24 protein-coding genes and 2 pseudogenes are annotated in these 22,327 nt (G+C 60.2%); 19 read left to right on the forward strand and 7 right to left on the reverse strand.

Going from position 1 to position 22,327, the window contains the following annotated elements; all coding sequences use genetic code 11:
* Positions 1-46: 46 nt before the first annotated feature.
* Positions 47-1,486: a homospermidine synthase gene (locus tag GA829_RS31640; protein WP_195176450.1), complete on the reverse strand. Its 1,440-nt coding sequence runs from the start codon at positions 1,484-1,486 to the stop codon at positions 47-49.
* Between the two features lie 642 nt (positions 1,487-2,128).
* Here GA829_RS31640 and rnk point away from each other — a divergent pair.
* From rnk to GA829_RS37640, 3 genes are all read left to right on the forward strand, one after another.
* Positions 2,129-2,572 carry a nucleoside diphosphate kinase regulator gene (gene rnk / locus GA829_RS31645; protein WP_195176451.1) on the forward strand — a complete coding sequence of 148 codons (444 nt, stop codon included), beginning with the start codon at positions 2,129-2,131 and terminating at the stop codon, positions 2,570-2,572.
* Positions 2,573-2,716: 144 nt separating this feature from the next.
* Positions 2,717-3,259 (forward strand): nucleoside-diphosphate kinase, encoded by a 543-nt coding sequence (locus GA829_RS31650; RefSeq protein ID WP_195176452.1) that lies wholly within the window; start codon positions 2,717-2,719, stop codon positions 3,257-3,259.
* A 359-nt stretch (positions 3,260-3,618) separates the two neighbouring features.
* Positions 3,619-4,050 (forward strand): proton-conducting transporter transmembrane domain-containing protein, encoded by a 432-nt coding sequence (locus GA829_RS37640; protein ID WP_374940372.1) that lies wholly within the window; start codon positions 3,619-3,621, stop codon positions 4,048-4,050.
* Between the two features lie 197 nt (positions 4,051-4,247).
* On the opposite strand, the gene GA829_RS36965 is transcribed toward GA829_RS37640, so the two are convergent.
* Positions 4,248-4,370, reverse strand: coding sequence for a hypothetical protein (locus tag GA829_RS36965; protein ID WP_258052052.1), 123 nt, complete (start codon positions 4,368-4,370; stop codon positions 4,248-4,250).
* Between the two features lie 633 nt (positions 4,371-5,003).
* Between GA829_RS36965 and GA829_RS37645 the strand changes: the two genes are divergently transcribed.
* The 5 genes from GA829_RS37645 (at position 5,004) to GA829_RS31680 (ending at position 8,099) form a co-directional block, all read left to right on the forward strand.
* Complete coding sequence (locus GA829_RS37645) at positions 5,004-5,204, forward strand: YjiS-like domain-containing protein (RefSeq protein WP_374940440.1); 201 nt, start codon at positions 5,004-5,006, stop codon at positions 5,202-5,204.
* Between the two features lie 686 nt (positions 5,205-5,890).
* Positions 5,891-6,199 carry a PTS sugar transporter subunit IIA gene (locus tag GA829_RS37650; RefSeq protein WP_195179886.1) on the forward strand — a complete coding sequence of 103 codons (309 nt, stop codon included), beginning with the start codon at positions 5,891-5,893 and terminating at the stop codon, positions 6,197-6,199.
* Between the two features lie 603 nt (positions 6,200-6,802).
* Positions 6,803-7,267, forward strand: coding sequence for an Hsp20 family protein (locus GA829_RS31670; protein ID WP_195176454.1), 465 nt, complete (start codon positions 6,803-6,805; stop codon positions 7,265-7,267).
* Between the two features lie 73 nt (positions 7,268-7,340).
* A complete protein-coding gene (locus GA829_RS31675) occupies positions 7,341-7,811 on the forward strand; it encodes a hypothetical protein (RefSeq protein ID WP_195176455.1) in 471 nt (156 codons plus the stop codon).
* A 75-nt stretch (positions 7,812-7,886) separates the two neighbouring features.
* On the forward strand, positions 7,887-8,099 hold the full coding sequence (locus GA829_RS31680) for a hypothetical protein (protein ID WP_195176456.1): 213 nt from the start codon (positions 7,887-7,889) through the stop codon (positions 8,097-8,099).
* A 335-nt stretch (positions 8,100-8,434) separates the two neighbouring features.
* On the opposite strand, the gene GA829_RS31685 is transcribed toward GA829_RS31680, so the two are convergent.
* Entirely contained in the window at positions 8,435-8,626 is a 192-nt protein-coding gene (locus GA829_RS31685) for a hypothetical protein (RefSeq protein ID WP_195176457.1), read from the reverse strand.
* A 128-nt stretch (positions 8,627-8,754) separates the two neighbouring features.
* Between GA829_RS31685 and GA829_RS31690 the strand changes: the two genes are divergently transcribed.
* Both GA829_RS31690 and GA829_RS31695 read left to right on the forward strand, forming a co-directional pair.
* Positions 8,755-9,135: a VOC family protein gene (locus GA829_RS31690; RefSeq protein ID WP_195176458.1), complete on the forward strand. Its 381-nt coding sequence runs from the start codon at positions 8,755-8,757 to the stop codon at positions 9,133-9,135.
* A 387-nt stretch (positions 9,136-9,522) separates the two neighbouring features.
* On the forward strand, positions 9,523-9,927 hold the full coding sequence (locus GA829_RS31695; RefSeq protein ID WP_195176459.1) for a response regulator: 405 nt from the start codon (positions 9,523-9,525) through the stop codon (positions 9,925-9,927).
* Positions 9,928-9,931: 4 nt separating this feature from the next.
* Here the strand turns inward: GA829_RS31695 and GA829_RS31700 are convergent, their stop codons facing one another.
* Positions 9,932-10,168 (reverse strand): DUF6894 family protein, encoded by a 237-nt coding sequence (locus GA829_RS31700; protein ID WP_195176460.1) that lies wholly within the window; start codon positions 10,166-10,168, stop codon positions 9,932-9,934.
* 161 nt (positions 10,169-10,329) lie between these two features.
* Between GA829_RS31700 and GA829_RS31705 the strand changes: the two genes are divergently transcribed.
* Positions 10,330-11,049, forward strand: coding sequence for a Crp/Fnr family transcriptional regulator (locus tag GA829_RS31705; protein ID WP_195176461.1), 720 nt, complete (start codon positions 10,330-10,332; stop codon positions 11,047-11,049).
* A gap of 87 nt (positions 11,050-11,136) precedes the next feature.
* The gene (locus tag GA829_RS31710) at positions 11,137-11,322 is read left to right on the forward strand and encodes a hypothetical protein (RefSeq protein ID WP_195176462.1); all 186 of its coding nucleotides are present in this window, start codon (positions 11,137-11,139) and stop codon (positions 11,320-11,322) included.
* A 329-nt stretch (positions 11,323-11,651) separates the two neighbouring features.
* On the opposite strand, the gene GA829_RS31715 is transcribed toward GA829_RS31710, so the two are convergent.
* Both GA829_RS31715 and GA829_RS37405 read right to left on the reverse strand, forming a co-directional pair.
* The gene (locus tag GA829_RS31715) at positions 11,652-12,152 is read right to left on the reverse strand and encodes a GntR family transcriptional regulator (RefSeq protein WP_308462350.1); all 501 of its coding nucleotides are present in this window, start codon (positions 12,150-12,152) and stop codon (positions 11,652-11,654) included.
* A 12-nt stretch (positions 12,153-12,164) separates the two neighbouring features.
* Positions 12,165-12,215: pseudogene (locus GA829_RS37405) on the reverse strand (hypothetical protein); the annotation flags it as partial.
* A gap of 102 nt (positions 12,216-12,317) precedes the next feature.
* Here GA829_RS37405 and GA829_RS31720 point away from each other — a divergent pair.
* From GA829_RS31720 to GA829_RS31730, 3 genes and pseudogenes are all read left to right on the forward strand, one after another.
* A protein-coding gene (locus GA829_RS31720) for an IS3 family transposase (protein WP_195176347.1) occupies positions 12,318-13,669 on the forward strand; the annotation gives its coding sequence in 2 pieces (ribosomal slippage) (positions 12,318-12,654 and positions 12,654-13,669; 1,353 coding nt in all).
* Between the two features lie 454 nt (positions 13,670-14,123).
* Complete coding sequence (locus GA829_RS31725; protein WP_374940373.1) at positions 14,124-14,525, forward strand: nuclear transport factor 2 family protein; 402 nt, start codon at positions 14,124-14,126, stop codon at positions 14,523-14,525.
* A gap of 123 nt (positions 14,526-14,648) precedes the next feature.
* A pseudogene (locus tag GA829_RS31730) lies at positions 14,649-14,911 on the forward strand (Ros/MucR family transcriptional regulator); the annotation flags it as partial.
* Positions 14,912-15,656: 745 nt separating this feature from the next.
* On the opposite strand, the gene GA829_RS31735 reads toward GA829_RS31730, so the two are convergent.
* Positions 15,657-17,534 (reverse strand): FUSC family protein, encoded by a 1,878-nt coding sequence (locus GA829_RS31735; RefSeq protein WP_195176463.1) that lies wholly within the window; start codon positions 17,532-17,534, stop codon positions 15,657-15,659.
* A 517-nt stretch (positions 17,535-18,051) separates the two neighbouring features.
* On the opposite strand from GA829_RS31735, the gene GA829_RS31740 reads away from it, so the two are divergent.
* The 4 genes from GA829_RS31740 to GA829_RS31755 all read left to right on the forward strand — a co-directional run bounded on the left by GA829_RS31740 (position 18,052) and on the right by GA829_RS31755 (position 22,078).
* Positions 18,052-18,465, forward strand: a complete 414-nt coding sequence (locus GA829_RS31740) for a DoxX family protein (protein ID WP_195176464.1) — start codon at positions 18,052-18,054, stop codon at positions 18,463-18,465.
* Between the two features lie 59 nt (positions 18,466-18,524).
* Entirely contained in the window at positions 18,525-19,034 is a 510-nt protein-coding gene (locus GA829_RS31745; protein WP_210337724.1) for a sugar dehydrogenase complex small subunit, read from the forward strand.
* A 9-nt stretch (positions 19,035-19,043) separates the two neighbouring features.
* Positions 19,044-20,678, forward strand: coding sequence for a GMC family oxidoreductase (locus tag GA829_RS31750; RefSeq protein WP_195176465.1), 1,635 nt, complete (start codon positions 19,044-19,046; stop codon positions 20,676-20,678).
* A gap of 143 nt (positions 20,679-20,821) precedes the next feature.
* A complete protein-coding gene (locus tag GA829_RS31755) occupies positions 20,822-22,078 on the forward strand; it encodes a c-type cytochrome (RefSeq protein ID WP_258052053.1) in 1,257 nt (418 codons plus the stop codon).
* Positions 22,079-22,327: the final 249 nt, after the last annotated feature.

Here is a 22,327-nt window from a genome sequence, read left to right on the forward strand (position 1 = left end):
GCGAGTAGTACCCTTGCCGCGGTAGCCGATCATCGGAAACCAACCGTCAGCCGACGAGCACGTTGCGGAACTGCCACGGCTGCGATGCGTCGATGTTTTCCGGGAAGAACCCGGGCCGACCGTCGAGCGGCGTCCAGTCGGTGTAGGTCCCGGAAACCTTCCCGAGATAGGGCGTCTGGATTTCGAGGCAGCGGCGGAAGTCGAGCTCCTCGACTTCGACGATGCCTGCCGACGGGTTTTCGAGTGCCCACACCATTCCGGCGAGGATCGCGGATGTCACCTGAAGCCCCGTGGCATTGTGGTGAGGGGCAAGCGCGCGCGCCTCTTCAATGGAAAGCGTAGAGCCATACCAATAGGCATTCTTGCCGTGGCCGTAGAGCAGCACGCCCAATTCGTCGACGCCATCGGCGATCTCGTCCTCGCCGAGGATGTGGAAGGTCTCCTGCGGCATACCAGCCTTGCCAAAAATTTCATGCAACGACAGCACGGCGTCATCACACGGATGATAGGCGTAGTGGCACGTCGGGCGATAGGCAGCCGTTCCGTGCTGGTCGCGCACGGTGAAATAGTCCGACAAAGTGATCGCCTCGTTGTGGGTGACGAGGAAAGCGTGCTGGGCTCCGGCGATCGGGGTCCAGGATCGAACGCGCGTGTCGGCGCCGGGCTGGAGAAGGTAGATCGCGGACTGGGAGCCCTTCCCATGCCTGCGGCCGTTCTCCGGCATCCAGGTCTCGTGCGTGCCCCAGCCGAGTTCGGCCGGCTGCAGGCCTTCGGCGATGAATCCTTCGACGGACCAGGTGTTGACGAATGTCCCGATCGTTTTCGGCGACAGCGAACGCTGGGTGTCGCGCTCGGCGATATGGATACCCTTGACGCCGACACGCTGCATCAGCGCGGCCCATTCCTCTCGCGTCTTCGGATCCGGACCTTCGATGCCCGTGTCCGTTGCGAGGTTCAGCAGGGCCTGCTTGACCAGCCATGACACCAGGCCAGGATTTGCGCCGCAGCAGTTCACGGCTGTCGGGCCACCGGGGTTTTCCGCCTGCGCCTCCAGGATGATCTCGCGCAGGGCGTAGTTGGTGCGTGCCTCGGGCCCGGCGCTTTCGTCAAGGTAGAAGCCTGCCCAGGGCTCGGCGACGGTATCGATGTAGAGCGCCCCGACTTCGCGGCAGAGCTCCATGACGGCGCGCGACGAGACGTCGACCGACACGTTGACGCAAAAACCTTGGCCACCGCCATCGGTGAGGAGCGGTGTCAGGAGGTCACGGTAGCCGTCTCGGGTAACCGCCGCATGGACGAAGCGAACGCCATTTGCGTCCAGGAGCGCGCGGTCCGCGTCGTTCGGATCGATGACGACGAAGCGAGAGCGATCGAACTCGAAATGGCGCTCCAGCAGATGCACCATGCCTTTGCCGATCGAGCCGAAACCGATCATGACGAGGGGTCCCGTAATCCTGCCGTGAACCGGCCATTCGTTGTTGTTCATGAGACTGTCCAATCTTTCTGCGCGCGTCGGCGCGATCAGCGGCTTGAGCCACTTGTCGGGACGGGTCCGTTTCCGGCCTAAGTCGTGGGATGACCGCCCCGCGCCCAAGGCGCGTCGACGGTCCCGATCATCGTGTTTAAAAGGAGATTGACTGCGCGGCGTCGATCGACCGCCACCAGCATTGTGCCCCACCGGCGGGCGCAACGCGTCCCGGCCGGGGCTAGTTGCCCGCGATGGGGCACACCCTGAAGAGAATTCCGTTGAGGGGGAAGACGCTGGTCATCCCCCACAGGTGGGAGTTATGGGCATGCTTGTCAAGCAGCCGTGGCGGCAGCGTCGGGCATCCTCCCCGTCGGATGCTGGAGCAAAAATTCGCCCGGCTTGACTTTGCGTCTGGGGTATCCCACGTTCTGCGGCATGTCGACTGATCGCTGCATCGTCCCGCTTGAACGGGCGTTCCCCATCGCGGGCACCTAACCCCCGGCTCGGTCGCGTCGCGTCCCGGCCGCGGGGCATATGCCTACACGCCCTGCGATACGCGGCTCTGTAGGACCGGCGACAAACCAATCCACACAGACAGTCCTTCAGCCGTTGGCGCCCTTGTCGCGCCCGCGGTTTGATCAATTTGGAAGAGTTTTGAAAATGGCCACCACCACGGGCGGGCGCAAGCCTGCCATCACCATAACCCGCTCCGACCATTACAGCCTGTCGCGGCTTGCCGAATCCCGCGCTGCGAGGGATCCGGATATGTCCGAGCAGTTGCTTACCGAACTCGACCGCGCTCGCGTCGTGGAAGACAGGCGCATCGCGGCCGATGTTGTACGCATGGGCTCGACGCTGCGGTTCACTACCGACGCGGGCGAGGACCGGACCGTCACGCTGGTATTCCCCGGAGAGGCTGACATCGCAAGGGGCAAGGTGTCGGTCCTGACGCCTATCGGCGCGGCGTTGATCGGCCTGTCCGCCTCGCAGTCGATCGATTGGACGTCGCGCGATGGCCGCGTCCACAGGCTAACCGTCGAGCACGTCGAACAGAACGATGTCGCACGGCCTGCTCGGCCGCAGCCCGAACTGCGGACGGCATGACCATGTCGATGCCCCCAGCCGCCTCTCGATTTACGGAGGATTCATCATCGCAGGATCGTAGCCCCCTGTGCCGCACACATGCGGCCAGGGGTTCTCCACCTCGACCCGACTCACCGCTCCCAGGCGGAGCAATGGAGAACTACGATGTCAAAAGAAACCTGCATCCTCACCACAAAGGACTTCACGATCGTCGAAGTCATGCGCGACCGTTGCCTTGGCCAGGACTATCTGCTCGCTCCGATCCTCAAACGGAAGATCGAATCCGCCATCGTTATGTTCCGCGATGACGTTCCGGACGATGTCGCCACCATGAGCAGCCGTGTCACTTTCAGCGTGGACGGTCGCGATCCCAATACCAGGATCATCTCGCACGACCGGATGACGTCTCCGATCGGCATGTTCCTGCCCGTCACTACCTTGCGCGGGCTGGCGCTTCTCGGCCTTGCTGAGGGTGAGCACTTCATCTTTACGAACAGCGACGGCGTGGAGGAGCGGATCCTGCTCGAGAAGGTCCACTACCAGCCGGAGTCCGCGAGGCGTGAAAAGGAAGCTCTGGAGAGATACTCAATGGGACAAGCTCCCGGCAAACCTTCACTGAAATTGATACGCGGCGCGTTTTACGACCGAGCGCCGCTCGTCCCAGTCTCCCCCGTCGGTTTCGACGATCCCGGCCCTTCGGCTGCTTGACGGCAGCGCCGCGCTCAACGAAGGCAGACAATGAACAAGTGTTCGGGCGCCTGTAGTCGAGCGCGGTCGTTGGCGGCGACAGGCGGATCACGTAGAGTGCCGCAATTGATCTGTTTCAAGGGGCGAAATGGAGAACTGTCAGCTACTTCTGATCGTAGCCCTGCCCTTTCTGGCAGGGCTCGCGGCGTTGCTCCTTCCGTCAGATTCGAGCGCTCCTGCCACATGGCTTGCCGGGGCGACGACCTTCGCATGTCTCGCGTTGACGCTGTCGCTCTATCCATCAGTCAGCGATGGCGGCACCGTCCATCACACGACTGCATGGATGCTATCGCTGGGGGTCGAATTAACCCTTAGGATGGATGGTTCGCCTGGATCTTCGCCTTTCTGGTAAGCGCCATCGGTTTCCTTGTCGTCATATACACCCGCTGCTCTATTTCGCCCGAAGATCCGGTGCGGCGATTCTACTGTTCTTCTTGCTATTCACGGGCTCGATGCTGGGCGTCATCCTGTCAGGCAACCTCATCGTCCTGGTCGTGTTCTGGGAATTGACCAGCATCACCTCCTTCTTGCTCATCGGCTATTGGCACCACAACCAAACGGCGCGCGACGGTGCGCGTATGTCGCTGACCGTACCGGGCGTCGGCGGTCTGGCGCTTCTCGGGGGTGTTCTGATCATAGGGCATATCCACGCACCGACCCTCGGGACCAGCTGGGGACGGGCGCGACCGTTTTCGCCGCGATCGTCTTCTTTTCGGCGCTGGATTCCAGGCTGGCCGCTCATGAACTCCTGATCGGTGTGTTTGTCACCGTCACCACTCTGGTCACCCTGATGTTGCTTGCGCGGGCGGCGCTCTATCCCGACTGTGCGGAGATGGACGCGACCGCACCTTCGCGCACGAGACTCGCCGTGCCAGGCAAGGCCCTGTAGCAGGATGGAAGCAGCGACGGCGCCCTCAGGAGAGGGACGCCGTCGCGCAGAATGCGGGTATCAGCGCCGCTTCCCTCCAAGTCCGGGCTTGGCGATCGCCGACACTGTCGACGGAGCTTGAACCTGCTTTTCCTTGGGCTGCTTCGGCTTGCGGCCTTCGCGATTGCCTTTTCTGGTGGCCATTTTCGGTCTTCCTTCTTCCAATGCCCATCGAGCCGGCCGCGTGCGAGCGCGCCAGACGCCTGGATGGGAAAGCTTCGAACTATCGAACGGGCACCCCTGGTCCGGGGCGCTCGCCGCGGACCAGGGCTAGAGGCCTGCTTTGGGCCGCCGCCGGAAGGAAAGTCCGTATGATGGAATTCTATTCATGGCATGCATCATGGCCAAGATTAGAATAAAGTCAAACATAATGGGCGCGCCCCAAGCAGCGACGCAAGGCCGCACTTAAGTTTTTCAGCTTGAAACATCCTCCTGAAATTGTTATATCTATTCTATGTTAGACGTCATTCATAAGAATAGCTGGTTCGCTTTTGTAGCGCCATCCCTGACCCGCTTCTAGCCCCGAGCGGCTGGAACGCACGCGTTCGCCGCCTCGGGGATCCCAACACGACAATCATGCACAACGCGATCGCGCGCTTCCCAACGGGAGCGCACCAGACGCCATGCACGCCGCCAGCGCATTCTTGCTCGCGCGGCTCAATCAACATCGTCAATGGAGCGGCAATCACGTCCGAATTCAAACAATCAGGAACCCGTCCCACACCAGGCCCGCGATCGGGTTTTCGTGCGACATTTGCGGGTATCGTCCCCCGCACGATGGAACGCCGGCACCGCAGCCAGGCGGCCGCCGCGCTTCATCGCCTCGACGACAGGCAGCTGGAAGACATCGGCATCTCGCGGAACGACATCCCTCACGTCGTCGCAGGTCTCGCCCCTCCGAACATCGAGACCTCAACACAGGATTCCCGGATCTCGGCGGATGCCGCAAGGCTCCTTGGGGCCGCCCGATACCAGTGATGGAGACTGAAATGGATATGACGACCAAGACGATCGTGGCCGTTGGCCTCCTCAGCATGATGATCATCGCTTTCCTGGTGATCTGAACGAAGTGCCCCGCCGGCGATGGCGCGCCGTCCCGAGAGCCAGGCTAAGTTAGGTAGACGCCACCATGCGCATTGAAACGTTCAACAGGATATCGAGGCTTGCCGGGAAAGGCCGAATCCCTTCCCGGCGCAGGCACCCCACCCTCTATTCCCGCAAAAAAGCCTGCTCCGGGACTCTCGACAATGGGGTTCATTCCGCGGCACTCCCGCGCCGCATCGATGGAGCGTGACATGAGAATATTCCGGTCGAAGCGAGTTTGCCTTTCCTGCAGCCGTCCGCTGCCTCGGGCGGCGTCCCGTTGCCCGTGGTGCATCGATTCCGTCCTCGTGCCGGCGACGCTGCTCGATCACCCCGCCCCGCATCGCCACCTGCGCGGACGCGACATGATGCCGAGGCAATCATGAAACTCAGCGAACTCCTCGGAGAGAATGGTTTCGTGCTAGGCGTGCCGTCAGGGAGAAGCGTTCTGCCCTCAAGGCGGTCACGGCGACGCTCGCCGGCAGAACGGGACGTAGCGAAGGGGCGGTTCTGAACGTGCTCCTGCGCCGCGAGCGGCTTGGTCGACGGCGACGGGTGACGGTGTTGCTGTTCCCCACACAATGCTCGAAGGCATATCGGAGCCGGCAGCGGTCATCCTAACACTGACGCACTCGATTTCGTTCAACGCGCCCGACGACAAAAACGTCGATCTGCTTCTCGGCCTCCTATGGCCTCGCGACAGCAAGGAAGGATCCGTTCCCGCACTGTCGCGATCCGTCCGCCTGCTTCGCCAGCCTGCCTATCGGGAATGCCTTGGCAACGCTACGTCGTCGGCCGAAGCCCACGCTGGGATCGAAGACCTTGAGGCCGGGAGTGGCGGGTCCCGTCGCAACGCCCCTTCCATGGGGCGCGAAGACTTGAGGCGATAGAGCCTCCGCGCGGGACGGCGGGATTCCGACGAGAGTGCGAATACCGGTCCGCATCCGGAAGATCAGGGCACCCGGTCGTTCGCGACGATCCCCCCTTCCCCTCCATGCGGGCGATCTGGCCTGCTGCCGGTTTCGTGGACAACGAGGAGGTTGCGATGGGCATTGGAAAGCGACGATCACACCGTGCTGGACGAGCGCCGTTGCCGTCACCCGGACGTCCGCCAGCCGTGCCCCTAATTCGCCATCGGCAAGTCTGCTTCGCCTCGGGACAATTCACAACAACCAGAACGATAAACAGTTCCCGCAATACAAACTATAATTGAACGGCGATGAGCGAGCGTGATCCAATATCGTCTGCAGACGCCTCACCTAACGCATTGAAAGTAGGAATTTCCCAATATGGTTCAATAGGATAGCGCACTGCGAGAGGAAGTTTCACAATAACCCATCGCGCGTTCTAAAATTTTTTGAAGCGGGCTCTTGAACCCATTTTGGACGCCTCCTAATTCATTTTGCGTCGAGGCCAATGCGCTCGGCAAAACTTGGCGGCGCCGCATGGGGCGGCGTGCCTTCTACCCATGTTGCTTCAAGGAGAATATGGCGATGAAAACCTTCGACTCTCTTTTTCGCACCACCGTCGGCTTCGACCGTCTTTTCGATATGCTCGATAGCGGCACCCGCACCGACTGGCCCCCTTACAACATCGAAAAAGTCGGCGAGAACGACTATCGCATTGCCATGGCAATCGCGGGATTCAGCCCAGATGAGGTCGAGCTTACCCAGCATGGTCCGGAGCTGGTCGTCGTCGGACAGAAGGCCGATGATCAGAGTGGAGGCCAACTGCTCCATCAAGGCATTGCCTACCGCAGTTTCCGGCAGACGTTCAAACTAGCCGACCACATGAAGATCGCTGGGGCAAACCTCGAGAACGGCCTGCTCACCATCGACATCGTCCGTGAAATCCCCGAGGAGCTGAAGCCGCGCCATATCAGCATCGGCTCTAGCGATGCGGCGGCGGTCGGCAAGCAGATCGCGCAGGATACGGAACGCACCCGCAAGGCGGCCTGAGGGCCAATTTCACCTTTGACTGCGGTCCGCCTCCCGGCTCCTCGCCGGGAGGCCCAGATTGCGGAGAATGGAGATGAGCAAACAGAATCCGATACCTTTCAAGACGCATCGACCTTCGCCGAAGCTCGAAGCAGTTTTTTGCCTGCTGGACGATCCCGACGAAGTCGTCACACATCCACATTTGGGCCGGAACGAGAAGCGGGCCTTACTCGCCTCGTGGGCGTCTGATGCCTTTGCGGTGGAAAATCAACCGGCTCTGCGCCGGCTGGACAATGGGAAGGTAATTCCGGTCGAGCAAACTTTAAAAGCCTTGAAAGCGCTGGACAACATGCCCGACCGTGCGCACGGCCATTCAACGCGCGCGTCATCCCGGCCACCATATTCGCGCGGCCGTGACATTCTGAGAGCATGGCGGCGGCAGGGGCAGTCTTTCAGGCCCGATGATGATGACGACCCTCCGCCGTGTCCGGCAATAATCGCGCCGCGCCCTCGCGCGCCGGGCGGAATCGGTGCTATGGCCCGCCCGGAACTCGTTAATGCCTGATTTGTTGCTGATACTTCGTCGCACCGGCTGGCACAGATATGTCAGCCGGTGGACCTTTCGGGATGACAGAAGACGATGACAATTCCAAAGCGCACCTACCGTTTGCAGATCATGCTCAATGCCCAGGAGGTTGCGGTCGTTGATGCTTGGCGCTTTGAAAACAGAATACCGAGCCGCTCGGACGCTGTCAGGGAATTGCTCCGGCTAGGTCGAGATGTGCGCGGTCCCAGCGGAGAGCAGCGGGCGCGATCGGTCGATTTTGGTGTTCTTGACTCGCCGATCGCCTGAGAGGGTCCGTGGCGGGAGGGTGACGAAAGCCTCCCATTCCTATCGTTTCCCGTTATCGGGCCGACGCCGCAACGATCAAAACGACAAGATCGGGAGCTGACAGTACTGTTCCAAAGCGCCGTGCAAGCCCACCGCATGGCGCACATCGCTGGGCCAACCGCAGACCGTAAGCGATGGCGATGCGCACCGCAGCGTAGGAGAATCACGATCCCGAATGTCGCGGCGAACGGCCGCGTTGGAGTGGCCAATATTGTTGGCCCAGAGCCGGGTCTTCGTGGATAACAACCAAGCAGTCTACCTGACCTGCTGCAAGGGCTGTGAAACCCGCGACGGCGTCAAAGTGTGGGTGGTGGCTTTATAGTGTTGCGAATCCCGCGAATACCGATTGTAGCTAGAACCGGGAGACCAGTGAGCATGTCGGAAAGATCAGCAGAGCCACCATAAGTGCCATCAAATCCTTCATTCGGCTTGCGTTGATTAAATTCGTCAGCAACAATAATTATGTCATTCTGATTGACATCAAACACTTGAAATCCCATCGAGCGAAAGCGCCAGCGGCACGATTGTCTGGCGTGCCGAGACTCCATGACCCTATTGACGCAAAGGCTCGACCAACGCACGATCCCACTTTCGGTGGCTTAAGGAGACTGTCGCGGTGGCACTGCGCCTAAATCATGTTTCCCTCCGCGTCCGCGATCTGGCAGCCAGCGCGAAGTTCTATCAGAATGCACTCCAACTGCCCGAAATTGCTTGTGGCGCAGGAAAGCCAAACATCCGCTGGTTCGGCCTTGGCGATGGACAGTCGCTTCATCTGATAGAAGGTGATTTCGGCAAGACCTTCGTGACGATGTCGACGCATTTTTGCATCTCCACCACCGATTTCGCGCAGGCTTTGCAGCATTTAAGAAGCAAGGGTATTCCGTTCTGCAACCTTGCCGGCGAGATCGGCAAGGAGCACGTGAGGGCGGACGGGCAGCCATCCGTCTATCTACAGGATCCCGATGGCTACTGGATTGAGGTCAATGGGGACTATTAGATGGTGGGCAGCTAAAGTAGTTGTTCATGTAAAGTGTTCGGAGTATTGACCTCGCCTCGCCTCTCAACTGCCGTCAATTGCCAAGCGCCTTGCGTCAGGGCGATTGCTTCACTTGTTCCGTTCGACGTCGATGCCTCTATGGCTTCACTCCCGCAAAACAATACGTCATTCACTGAGTGACAGCGTCAATGCCGATCTGATCCGCGCGCACTAGAGCAACCGATGACGTCGCTGCGCACGCGCACTCTCAGTGCCTCGTTGACGCGGCTTTAGACAACCGTACCACAGAATGGTCGCGCCCAGGCGCTGAGTCGTCGCTGAGATGGAACCAAAATCGTTCTACGGACTTATGCCCCCCGCTAGGGAAAATCTGGCCGGGGCATTGGTATGCTTAAACAGTCGATTCTAATCGTCGAGGACGAAGCCCTGATCCTGTTCGACGTAGAGAGCGCCCTCACCGACGCAGGTTTCGACGTCGTGACTGCGAAAACTGGCGAAGGCGCGTTGGCGCAGTTCGATACTGATCCGGGCCGGTTCAAGGAGTTGGTGACAGACATTCGCTTGGGCGAGGGCCAGTCGGGATGGGACATTGCCCGACATGTCAGGGAGGCCGGTCCCACGATGCCGGTGGTTTATATGAGTGGCGACAGCGCCCCGGCATGGCATGCGCGCGGGGTGCCGGACAGCGTCATGATCCAGAAGCCTTTTGTCGTCGCGCAAATCACTACAGCCCTCTCGACCCTACTGAACAACGCGCCGGCTGCTCCCAGCGATGCGGGTTCCCACGCATAATCGCTCACGCGCTCCACCCCGACGTTAGTATCAGCGATGCCTCGAACATCTGCGCTCCTGTCTCGCCACGCACTTTGACGGTGAGTTTGACAAGCTCGCGATCTGGCATTTCCTCGTAGGCGACATCATGAAGGATACGCAGTGCTTCCTGGCGAGCCCGCTCTCGCGATTCCAGGAGTTGCCCATCGTCGTCAAGAACCTGACTCTCCGTGTTGTAGACATCGAAAAAGTAACGATGCATGGCTCGGCCGGTGTCCTATCTCGGAGCATAATCCGCCGGTTTGACGTTAGTTCCGCTGACAACTAAAAGGGAACAACGCAAGAATTGCGGTTCCACACCCGTCATCCGCCCAGCCTGTGAGCATCGGCAATACGGGTGGACGCCCTAGGTCGATGCCAGAGATGCTTGAACCGCTTTACCTGCAGCTTCTACAACATGACGCTCTCTCTGACATCGAGCGGGCCATGCTGGCTGAAGTGATTGTAACAGGGAAAGATTTTGCCGTGGGACAGGATCTGGTCGTGGCCGGCTCCCGGCCTCTCTACAGCACGGTGGTCGTCGAGGGGCTGGCGGCCCGTTACAAGGTGCTGGAGGACGGTGGCAGGCAGTTCACCGCCTTTCAGGTGCCTGGCGATTTTGTCGACCTCCATGCCTTTCTGCTCAAGACCATGGATCACGGCATAATAGCCCTTTCGCCATGCCGGGTCATGTTTGCCGACCACGGCAAGCTGCGTACCATCACCGAAAAAGCGCCTCACCTGACGCGCCTCTTGTGGCTGGACACACTCGTCGACGGTGCGATCCACCGCGAATGGATTGTCGCTATGGGACGCCGGTCCAAGACGTCGCATCTCGCCCATCTGATCTGCGAACTATATATTCGGCTGCAGGTCGTCAAACACACCGATGGGACGAGCTTCCGGTTTCCTCTTTCGCAGGCGGAAATGGCTGATGTCATGGGATTGTCGATTGTACATATGAATCGAGTTATCGGGGCATTGCGTAAGACAGGCCTCATCAGCTGGGCCAATCACACAATCTCGATCCTGGACTGGGATCGGCTCGCGGCGGTTGCCGAGTTCGACCCGACATACCTCAGCATGACAAACGAGCCGAGGTAGTTGCGCTTACCTACCACCGGGGACGCGTGCCACCCGGAAACCACTCGCTTCCAAACTGTTAAAGGCTCGCCACAAAGACCTTTTCAGATGATTCCTGAGAACCCGGCGCTGCGGCTGGTAGTCGGAACGCTTAAAACGTTACGTAGGCGAATTGCCGAGGCTGGAGACACGCTTGAAGTGCTGGAGGTGGACACGCTGCTAAGCGTTGCTTGTCTGACGGCTGAACGGCAGCTTGCGAAGATCCCGAGCGGCGATAATCGCAAAAGCGATTAGCTTGCCTGTCGGAACTGCTCCAGTTCGCGCGAGAGCAACTTACCGAGGCTGGCGCCTCTACGCCACTCGAAGTCGGTCATATCGTATCGGCTCATGTTGATCTTGCGTCAGAAGGTTGGGTGAGGACCATTTGGCATTCCCGGAGTTGCGGATGTAGATCGATTGCGCGAGGATTATGTGATGGCGGTTTAACGGATCACGCGCGACAAGATGTTTGAGCTACTTTTGGCGGCTGACCCATCCTCTAGTTAGCGGTGGGCCGACTTCATGGCGGAATGGGGCGATGAAGACGAACCGAGCGATTGTTGGCAGTTTGAGCCGATCGGTCGCTATCCGAGTTTTGCTTGGCAGAGCTCGGCCGACTTGTTGTAGTGGGCGATCAACGCCGCTACCGCCTTACCGATGTCGCCATCCAAAGCCGCTTCGGCGATAAGCCGGTGCTCTTCCATGCAATCACGTTGGGCATCCTCTGAGATAGTCAGCACCCTGTAGCGGTGCATCTGATCGGCTATTTGATTGCAGAACGTAATCAGAAAATTTGATCTGCATGCCGATATGAGCGCCTGATGGAAGTCCAGGTGGACCTTCTCCCATTCTGGGTCTCTCGAGGATGGTTTTTCTTGTACGTGCCGCGAGGCGCGGGACAATTTATGCAACGCCAAAACGAGCCGTTCTTCCCAAGCGGTTGTGCGGTTAGTTATGGACTCGCTCAGCGCACGTTCTTCAAGCCAGCAGCGGGTGCGCGTCAATTCTTCGAGTTCCTTGGCACTAACCGATCTGATCGAAAAACCTCGTTGGTCGTACCGCTCGAGGAGTCCTTCGGCAGCCAATCTATTGAGAGCCTCCCGCACAGGCGATGCACCACATCTGTAGTCCTTGATGACGCGTTCCACCCGCAGTTTGCTTTCAGGTGTTCCCCGTCAGCACCTGTGTCCCAGATTTGAGGTTGTGAATTAAGGAGGGTTTTGGTCTCGTCAGCTGACGAAGGAACCAAGATGAACCCTAGATCCTCAAGTGCCAAAAAGCCTGCCGAGCAGGTTGTGAAGGACATCCGCCGGGCGACCCGACGGCACTTTTCAGCGGAAGACAAGATCCGGATCGTGCTGGACGGTTTGCGCGGCGAAGACAGCATCGCCGAGCTGTGCCGCAAGGAAGGCATCGCGCAGAGCCTGTATTACACCTGGTCGAAAGAGTTCATGGAGGCCGGCAAGCGCCGCCTGGCTGGCGATACGGCGCGTGCTGCCACCAGCGATGAGGTCAAGGACCTGCGCCGCGAAGCCAGCGCGTTGAAGGAATGCGTTGCCGACCTGACGCTGGAAAACCGCCTGCTCAAAAAAAGCATGATCGCAGATGGGGACGAGCAAGAATGAGATATCCCGCATTCGAAAAGCTCGAGATCATCAGGCTCGTCGAGCAGTCGCACCTGCCCACCCGCAAAACGCTGGACCGGCTGGGGGTCCCACGACGGACCTTCTATCGCTGGTATGACCGCTATCTCGGTGGCGGCCCTGAGGCGCTGGAAGATCGACCATCGGCGCCGAGCCGCGTGTGGAACCGCATCCCGCCTGCCATCCATGACCAGATCATCGAACTGGCGCTGGAGCAGTCCGAGCTCAGCCCGCGCGAACTGGCGGTGCGGTTCACCGACGAGAAGCGCTACTTCGTGTCGGAAGCCAGTGTTTACCGGCTGCTCAAGGCCTACGATCTGATCACCAGCCCGGCCTATGTGGTGATCAAGGCGGCGAACGAGTTCCACACCAAAACCACTCGGCCCAACGAGATGTGGCAGACCGATTTTACCTACTTCAAGATCATCGGTTGGGGCTGGATGTATCTGTCAACCGTGCTCGACGATTACTCCCGCTACATCATCGCCTGGAAGCTGTGCAGCACCATGCGGGCGCAGGACGTCACCGACACGCTGGATCTGGCGTTGGCCGCCTCAGGCTGCGATCAGGCCCATGTCCGCCACAAGCCACGTCTGTTGAGCGACAATGGCCCCAGCTATATCGCCGGCGAACTGGCCGATTATATCGAGGCCCAACGCATGAGCCATGTTCGGGGCGCCCCGATGCATCCCCAAACCCAGGGCAAGATCGAGCGCTGGCACCAGACCCTCAAGAACCGGATCCTGCTGGAAAACTACTTCCTGCCCGGCGACCTCGAAGCCCAGATCGCAGCCTTCATCGAGCATTACAACCATCGGCGCTACCACGAGAGCCTCGACAACGTGACCCCAGCCGACGCCTACTTCGGCAGGGCCCAGACCATCATCAAACAGCGCGAAAGGATCAAACGGCAAACCATCCAACATCGGCGCTTGCAGCACCGCAAGATCGCCGCATAACATCAACCCCAAGATGAGGCCGACACTCCGCTAAGCTACGCCGCAAACTGAGCCGAATGTTCTGACGACGGACACTTTCAGGTTCAAAGAGGCCATTCAGGAGGTCATGACGAAGCTGGCCATACACTGACGTTGCCAGAGTGTTTTTGCTGTCCGCCTCAATGTCGGTCCGCAACTGCCGTCGGTTCACATGCTCTCCTGCGAATGCTCCTCGCTGAAACATTAGCAGATCCTCACGAGCCGGATAAAGTACACTCTTCCGCTTTTTGCGACAATCTTGCGCTGGATAGATGCCTGTTACGACTCTAGCGTGCGATGAGTCTTCGCGGACGTTGCGGGTTTTCCGCAAAGCGAGCCATGAAGGAGGAGGCTTTCAAATGCCACTACCAAGTTTTTGAGAAGCGCGAGCGATGGTGCCGCCTGACGGTGCGGCGGAGTGGCGGATGCTCCTTTGTTGGGCTATGATTTCGGCGAAAGCTCGGGGATATACTCGATGTCGCGAACCGACGAAAGCCAAATCAATGCTGTGGTTGATGCCTACGTCCTGGCCATGTCCGCTGCCGACGCGCAAAAGCTGCGAGCGGCGTTTCACGCATCAGCATCAATCATCGGCAACTACCAAGGCGCGGTCGAATGGCTGAGCGTCGATGCCTATGTCGGCGAGGTGATGGGCGCGGGCTTAGCACCGAACAGCAGCCCCAACTGGAAAGTCTCGTTGCTCGACATCACGGTCGATGCAGCCACGGTGAAGGTTGAGGACGAGTTCGGAAGCATGAAGTTCACCGACTACCTTTCGCTGCTCAAGATCGCAGGAGAGTGGAAGATCGTCAGCAAGCTCTATCACCTTCACACGTAGGATGGTCCCTATCTGCGATAATTGCTGCGATGAGCGGCAGCTGCAACGCGATCAACATCCTGGCGGCTGATATCGAGATCCGGGGAATGCGATGCACCTGACGGCTGAACGCATCGCACTGCTCAGCGGAAGCTGACGCCGGACTTCATTATCTGCCTCGAAGACGGCAAGAAGTTCAAATCCGTGAAGCGGCATCTAAGCACGGACTTCGGCCTGACGCCGGACACCTATCGCGCCAAATGGAACTTGCCGCACGATTACCCGATGACAACTCCGAATTACGCCGCCCAGCGCTCCCAACTGGCGAAGTCATCGGGCTTGGCCGCAAGGCAGAACCCCTCGCATCAGCCGAGAAGGCATCTGTAAACCGGAAAGCCAGCGCTTAGTCCGTGATCACCTGACGCGACGGAAAGACTCAGCCATATCTGGCGAGCGGCGGACCTGAAAGGACCGTCTGGCCGGCACCATTCGGGCAACCTCCCAGCGAGGGCGCCGGTCATTTTTCGTCTGGAAAAGCCTTAAATTTCGATCGCCTCATTTCCAATTCGTCGACTCCCGCGTCAACCCAAGCACGAACGCGTCGAGGCGATGGTGCCGGAAACCACCCTCCTCATTTTCCGACCGGCGCGGGTCGACCGACCTTGCACATTTTGTTGGCAGTTGATCCGATTTCTATCCAGGAATATTGGGCGGGAAGCCCCGAAGAAACGCGCAGGCTCGCCGACGAACTGCTGTCCGGCCTGGCCTGCCAACGGCGATCCTGCCTCCGACGGCCTCATCGCGCTGGAGATCTTCAAAGTCTTCCGTCAGCGTGACCTCAGGCTTCCCAGAGGACATTTCGCTGATCACCTTCCATGATGCGGACTGGACGAGCGTCACAAGATCAGCCCATCTATGCGCTTGGCAAAAGCGTCGCGGACCTGCTCATTCGCCGGTTGAAAGGTGAGGTGCCCCCCCGAGAGGCTCATTCTGCCGACCGCGATCATCGCACGAGGCTCCGTGGCCCCGCCGTCGATGAGATAGGGGCAACCGTTCTTAGGTTTCCAACCAAAGAGCAAAGATCCCGAGTGACAATGCTGGTGCTAGTACTCAATGCAAACAGACACAAGCCGGCCTGACCGTGCAACGGGGTTATTGACTTGCGACGACGAGGGCTTCGCTGAGCGTACGTGCCTCCTGAGGTGCATCTAAGGTGATCGGGGCGACCCTTGCGAGCCGATTGCGCATGGCTCCCAAGGCGGGTTTATCGACGACGCCCGGGGCGGTCCAGGCTACTCCGAGGACCCACAGGCCGCTTGAGCCGCAAGCCCGTTCCAGAGCGTCGAAGGAGCTGGTTCTTTCTGTGGCGGCGGGGTCTGCGACCTTTAGCGCTGATCCCACTCGGAAGAGGCTCCATTGGAGCCGTCGCCTCTGCTCGACAAATGCCGGCCGCAGGAAATCGTCACCCCGCTCGACATGATCGAGAACCGCCTGTGCGGCCTTGGCGATTCGCCTAGCGCTTTGAAGCGACAGAGCATCGGCGAAGCTCGACCCGATCATCTGGATCGCAAAGACCGCAGCGACAACCGCGAAGAGCGTGTCGGTGATCCGGCTGAAAGCAAGCTGTCCAGGTGTTTCGGCGGGGCTGAGCGGCACTGTCAGCACCAGCGCGAAAGCCGTGATCAGCACGCTGCCGACCATGTAGTTGCGTGTCGAGAGCCGGGAAATACCCCAAAAGAGCGCGCAGAGCACTGCGACCGAAGCGGTTTCTGCGAGATGAAATTGTGCCAGCGGCAGGAACACCGCGATGCCGATAGCCGTTCCGACGAAGCGTTGCACGCTGCGCTGGCGCAACTGTGATTGATCGCCGGGGAAGGACAGAATGAGCACAACGACGAGAACGGCCCAGAACGGATGGCGGGAGCCGGCAAAGTGAACCGCAAGGTTTGCCAGAACCAGGGCCAGCGCAACGCGGGCGAAGGCAATGAGCGTCACGGACGGCCATGTTATACCCTGGGCCATTCTGTAGCCGAGCGAGGGCGCGCCGAACGCGGCACGACGCGCCTCGCTTAACGAGGCAGGTAATTCGATCCTCGAATAGGCGAACGCGCCATCGCCACCCCCCCCGCTGCCCGGAGGCTGTTTCAAGCCAACCGCATGCAGGAAGAGTTGCTGATACTCCCGGTGGATCTGCAGAAGGCTGGCCTGGAGTATGGCGGCGGCTTCGCCCGTGGCGTCGGAAAGTCCGCTTAATGCAGTATCCCATGCTTTGGTGATTGCCGCCGCAGTCGTGCAGAGGCGCTGGTCGAGCCCCGCGCGCAGTTCTTGCGCAGGGGACTTCGGGGGCGTCGCCTGGACTTCCGCCCGTAGCCCAGCAACAGCCGCACTTGCTGCGGCGATGGCTTCGCGCTCCGGGCGGTAACGGTCGAATGCGAGGTCGGCCATGCCAAAGACGGCAGCCAGAACATTGCCAAGAGCCAGATAAGGCAGGAGGTCGGTCAGCGGCACCCCGCCGGCCCCCAGCAGCGTCCCTCCTCCGACCATGAGAACGAAGAAGTAGGGACCGGGCGGCCCGAGATCGAGAGCGACTGAGCCGATCGCCGCAAGTAGTGCCACACCGACATAAGCAAGCAGCTGCAGCCAGAATGACGAGGCGACAAGCGCACCCAGGCTGATCGCACCGAGCATCAGTCCCGCGGCCCAGACGAATGTGATGAGCCTTCGCTGAGCCGGTTGGCCGACGCCGAACAGCACGATATAGGCGCCAAGGGCGACAATCAGGCCCTCAGGGAACTTCCCCGCAACGGAAAAGCCGATCAATGCCAGGAATACGGGCGCCGTTACGCGAAGCGTATCCAACCGGCCCGTGGAGGCTGGTTTCAGGCGGAAAAACTCGCGCAGTTTCGCGTCGATTAGCCGCCTCCACCAATCGGCACTCACTAGAGCGCCCAGCGTCCAATTGGCAGAACCAAGGACGCTCTGCATTTTTGATTGAGCACTGAGCGCCGCCAGATTACGTCCAGTCGCCATTAACTCGGCCGATTTGCCAGTATAGGCACATCACGTCCCGCACACTAGCCTGCGATGGGTTGGAGCAAGAGCTGTTCGAAATCATGCACTAAGCGCTAGTCCTACGTGGCGTAGGCGTGCCAGCATGGTGGAAGCTCCCGTAGCATCAGGCCGAAAGGGAATGGGGCGATCCTGGACCGCGCGATTCTCTTGAGTTTCACTCAAGTACCGCCGCTACGGCAGACGAAAGCGGGGTCGTCTGGCGGCCGATCGGCTTCGAGGGTTGGTGACCGTCATCGACGAGTGCGCATTCGAGCGCCAACACCATGCCCCGGCAAGGGTTGGCGATGGTGACAAAGCCGGTCGCCAAACTCACGTTAAGGTGACATCGCCGATGCGGGCCATCCGTGATAACGTTGGGTGGCCAGGAAGGCTTGTTTTCTTGGAAGTTGACACTGGTAAAAAGCAGCCGTGCGCTTGCAGGCAGCCCAGCGTCTGGGCCACTTGACTGCACGGCGCCAGGCAGAGGGCGAGCAAGATGATCGATCAGGTGGCCGGGCCGTACGGCATCCTTCTTATGAGGCTTTGCCTCGGCGCAATGTTTATCGCCCACGCGATGCTTAAAGTCCGTGTATTCACCATCCCCGGCACGATTGCCTTCTTCAAATCGCTCGGGCTGCCCGGCTGGCTTGCCTATGTGACGATCGCGGCCGAACTGGGCGGCGCGGCCTTTCTCATCCTTGGTATCTATCCGCGCTATGTCGCACTGCTTCTGGTACCGCTCATCCTTGGCACTATCGTCACCGTGCATGGCAAGAAGGGATGGCTGTTCAGCAATACCGACGGCGGCTGGGAGTATCCGGCATTCTGGGCGGCGGCACTTCTGGCGGTGTTCCTGCTCGGCGATGGTGTTGGCACGCTTGCCGCTTCGCCTGCCCTTTTCGGCTACTGAAGATTACAGGGTCGGGAAAGTAGCGGCATCCGCCACGAGCAAAAGGAGTCGTGTCCATCATGCAAGCCATGAGCCAGCATCCGGGTGTTCCCGACACTTCACGCCGGCTGCTGCTGTTCGGGCTGGTTTCTGCCTACACCGCCGCCATAATTCCATGGGCTCTGGCCCAGGAGGCGACGGACCCGGACAATGGCGCATTCCTCGCGCTGTCGGCGATCCTGGCTGGCCGCCAGTCACTCGACCAGGCGCAGGCTCAGCGGCTGTATGCAGCACTTGTCTTGGATGATCCAGGGTTCCCGGCGGCGGCGAAGTCGCTGCTCCACACGATCGAACAGCGCAAGATCGATCCTATGCGGTTGCAGAAAATACTGGACGACGAAAAGTCGCTGCTCGGCGCTCTGCCGAGGCGGATCGTGACGGCATGGTACATGGGCATCGTCGGCGACGGCGCCAAAGCACGTTGTCTGGCCTTCGAGACGGCCCTCAATGCCGAGACGGTCGCCGATGTGTTGAAACCGCCGACCTACGCCTATGGCGCTTATGGCAGTTGGGCCAGAAAACCAACCTGAGGAAATATCATGGCCGATGCCCTGTCCGCGGATTTCGTTGTCGTCGGTTCGGGAATCATTGGTTCGCTGGTGGCGCGTAAGCTCGCGCTTGCCGGCGCGTCGGTGATAATCCTGGAAGCAGGGCCGCGTGTTACGCGCGGCGAACTGGTGGCGCGCTTCCGCAACTCGACCCGTCGCAGCGACTGGATGTCGCCCTATCCGCCTGCCGCATGGGCGCCGCACCCCGTCTACCAGCCCGAGTCGAACAACTATCTCGTGCAGGCTGGGCCGTATCCTTACCCCGCCGAATATATCCGTCAGGTCGGTGGGACGACGTGGCACTGGGCGGCGCATGCCTGGCGCAACGTTCCCAACGATTTTAGGATCAAGAGCCTCTACGGCGTCGGTGCCGACTGGCCGATGACCTATGAGGATCTCGAACCCTTCTATCAGGAAGCCGAGGAGATCATGGGCGTCTCCGGCGCACCCAACACGGGTTCCCCGCGCACAAAGCCCTTTCCGATGGAGCCCGTGGCCGAGCCTTATGCCATGGCGCGCCTGCGCGAGCGGCTTGCCTCTGACTATCAGGTCGTGACCAACACCACGGCGCGCAATAGCCGCCCCTATCACGGGCGGCCAGCCTGTTGCGGCAACAACTCCTGCCAGCCGATCTGCCCCATCGATGCCCAGTTCCATGGCGGGCTTGCCGCGCAGTACGCCGAGGCGGCCGGGGCAAGGTTGGTTCCAAACGCCAATGTCTACAGGCTCGAACATGACGAGAAGGGCCATATCGCGGTCGCCCTCTATTACGATCCCGACAAGATCTCGCACCGGGTGACGGCTAAGACCTTCTTCGTCGCCGCCAATGGCATTGAAAGCCCTCGCCTGCTGCTGCTGTCGGCCAGCTCCAAATTTCCGACCGGACTTGCCAACAGTTCCGACATGGTCGGCCGCAACCTGATGGATCACCCCAGCACCTCGCTTACCTTCGACGCAGACGAGGAGGTGTGGCTGGGGCGCGGGCCGCAGAGCCCGAGCTCCATCAATACGATGCGCGACGGCGCGTTCCGCTCCGAACATGCGCCCTACCGACTCGATTTCACCAACATCTCGCGTGTCGATGGTGCGACGAAGAGCCTGATCGCGGCGGGCGTCTACGGCAGCGAACTCGAAAAGCGCCTGCGCTACAGTGCTGCGCGCGAGGTGAACGTGAAGAACGTGCTGGAGGTACTGCCTGACCCCGCGCACCGGATCACGCTAAGCTCGGAAAAGGATGCGATGGGCATCCCCAAGCCCGAGGCGCATTATGCAATAGTCGATTATACCGTACGCGGCCACGAGCGATCCCAGCAGGATTTTAAGCGCATCGCTGAGCTGATGGGCGGTACCAATCTACGCTTCAGCAAGGAAGGCGACTTCGCCAACAACCAGCATATCTGCGGCACGCTGAGCATGGGCAGCGACCCCAAGACCTCAGTCTGCGATGGGTACGGTCGCGCGCACGACCATGAGAACCTGTTTCTCGCGAGTACCGGCGTGCTGCCGACATCGGCGACCTGCAATTCGACGGAAAATGGCCTGGCGGTGGCGCTGCGCTCTGTCTCGCATCTTCTGGGGCAGCAGGGGACCGCGGCTGGCGGCGCTGCCGGGGAGGCAAAGTCATGAGCCGCGCCATGCCCCGCCTGTATCGTTGCCTGGGTGCCGCTTTGACGTTGTTGTTCGCGACATGGGTATTCGCAAGCCCTACCTTCAGCGCGGATGCGGATCAGATTGCCCGTGGCAAATATATTGCCACGGCGTCAGATTGCGTGGCATGCCACACCGCACCCGGCGGCGCGGCCATGGCCGGCGGCTTGTCCATCGCTACGCCGATCGGCACGATCGTCGCCACCAACATCACGCCGTCGAAAGAAGACGGCATCGGCAACTATACGCTGGAGCAGTTCGACGCCGCTTTGCGCAAGGGCGTGCGCGCCGACGGTAAGCATCTCTATCCGGCCATGCCCTACACGTCCTATGCGCTGCTTTCCGACGACGACGTCGCCGCGCTCTATGCCTATTTCATGAACGGCGTGATACCAGTCGAAACCCGCCCCGCCGAAACTAAGCTGCCGTTCCCGTTCAACATCCGCCTCTCGATGGCGGCGTGGAACCTGCTGTTCCTCGACAAAGGTCCCTACCAGCCCGACCCCGCGCATGACGCCGAATGGAACCGTGGCGCCTATCTGGCGCAGGGACCGGCGCATTGCGGCACCTGCCACACACCCCGCAATCTGTTCATGGCGGAAAAGACATCCGCAGAAATGGCCGGCGGCGATGTCGGCTTCTGGCATGCGCCCAACATCACGTCCGACGCCAATAGCGGCGTCGGCGGCTGGACCGTCGACGAACTGGTCGCCTATATGCGCGACGGTCACGCGGCGGGCAAGAGCCAAGCGGCAGGCCCGATGGCGGAAGCCGTCGACAACAGCCTACGTCTCCTGACGCCCGAAGATCTGAAGGCAATCGCGGTCTACGTGAAATCCATTCCGGCGGTTCAAGACGCTGCCGACACGCAGCCCGTCTTTGCCTGGGGCAATCCGTCGAACGATCTGGCGAGCATACGCGGCGTGGCGCTGCCGCAAAATCTGGGCGCCATGACCGGGCCCCAGCTCTATGACGCCTATTGCGCGACCTGCCATCAGGCCGATGGGCAGGGCAGTTTCGAAGGCGGCCTGCCGCCGCTGCTGCACAACACCGCGCTCGGCCGGGAAAACACCAACAATCTGGTGATGGTGATGCTGGAAGGACTGCATCACCAACCGGACATCCTGATGCCGGGCTTTGCCAAGGAGCTTTCGGATACACAGGTTGCGACTCTAGGCACCTACCTGATCCAGCATTTCGGCAACCCGGCCGCGAAGGTGGACGTCGCGCAAGTCGCTAAACTCCGCGCCGGCGCCGTCTCCACAATTTTGGTCACGATCGCCCAAGCAGCCGTGGCGCTCGGGATCATCGTCATGCTCGGGCTTATCGGGCTGTGGTTCTTTCGCCGACGTAGAAGAACCGTCGCGATCCCGCATTGAGCGCATGCCTCGGCAGGAGGTTTTGAACTGCTTATGTTGCCTCTCGCCGCGCTTGATCACGCGAATGGATGTTCTTGTAGAGGAATCTATATCGCTGTGGACAAACGCGGGCTTAGGTTCTGCTTGCTGTTGACCATTCGCAAGGGCCGCAAGAGCGATGCGTGAGATCAACTGATAGTGGTATCATGCATCGACGCCGTACAAACAAGCTGACAATCAGGCTCAAAACGCGAACAATAACAAAGGCGC

The sequence above is a fragment of the Mesorhizobium sp. INR15 genome (assembly GCF_015500075.1).
Lineage (GTDB): Bacteria > Pseudomonadota > Alphaproteobacteria > Rhizobiales > Rhizobiaceae > Mesorhizobium.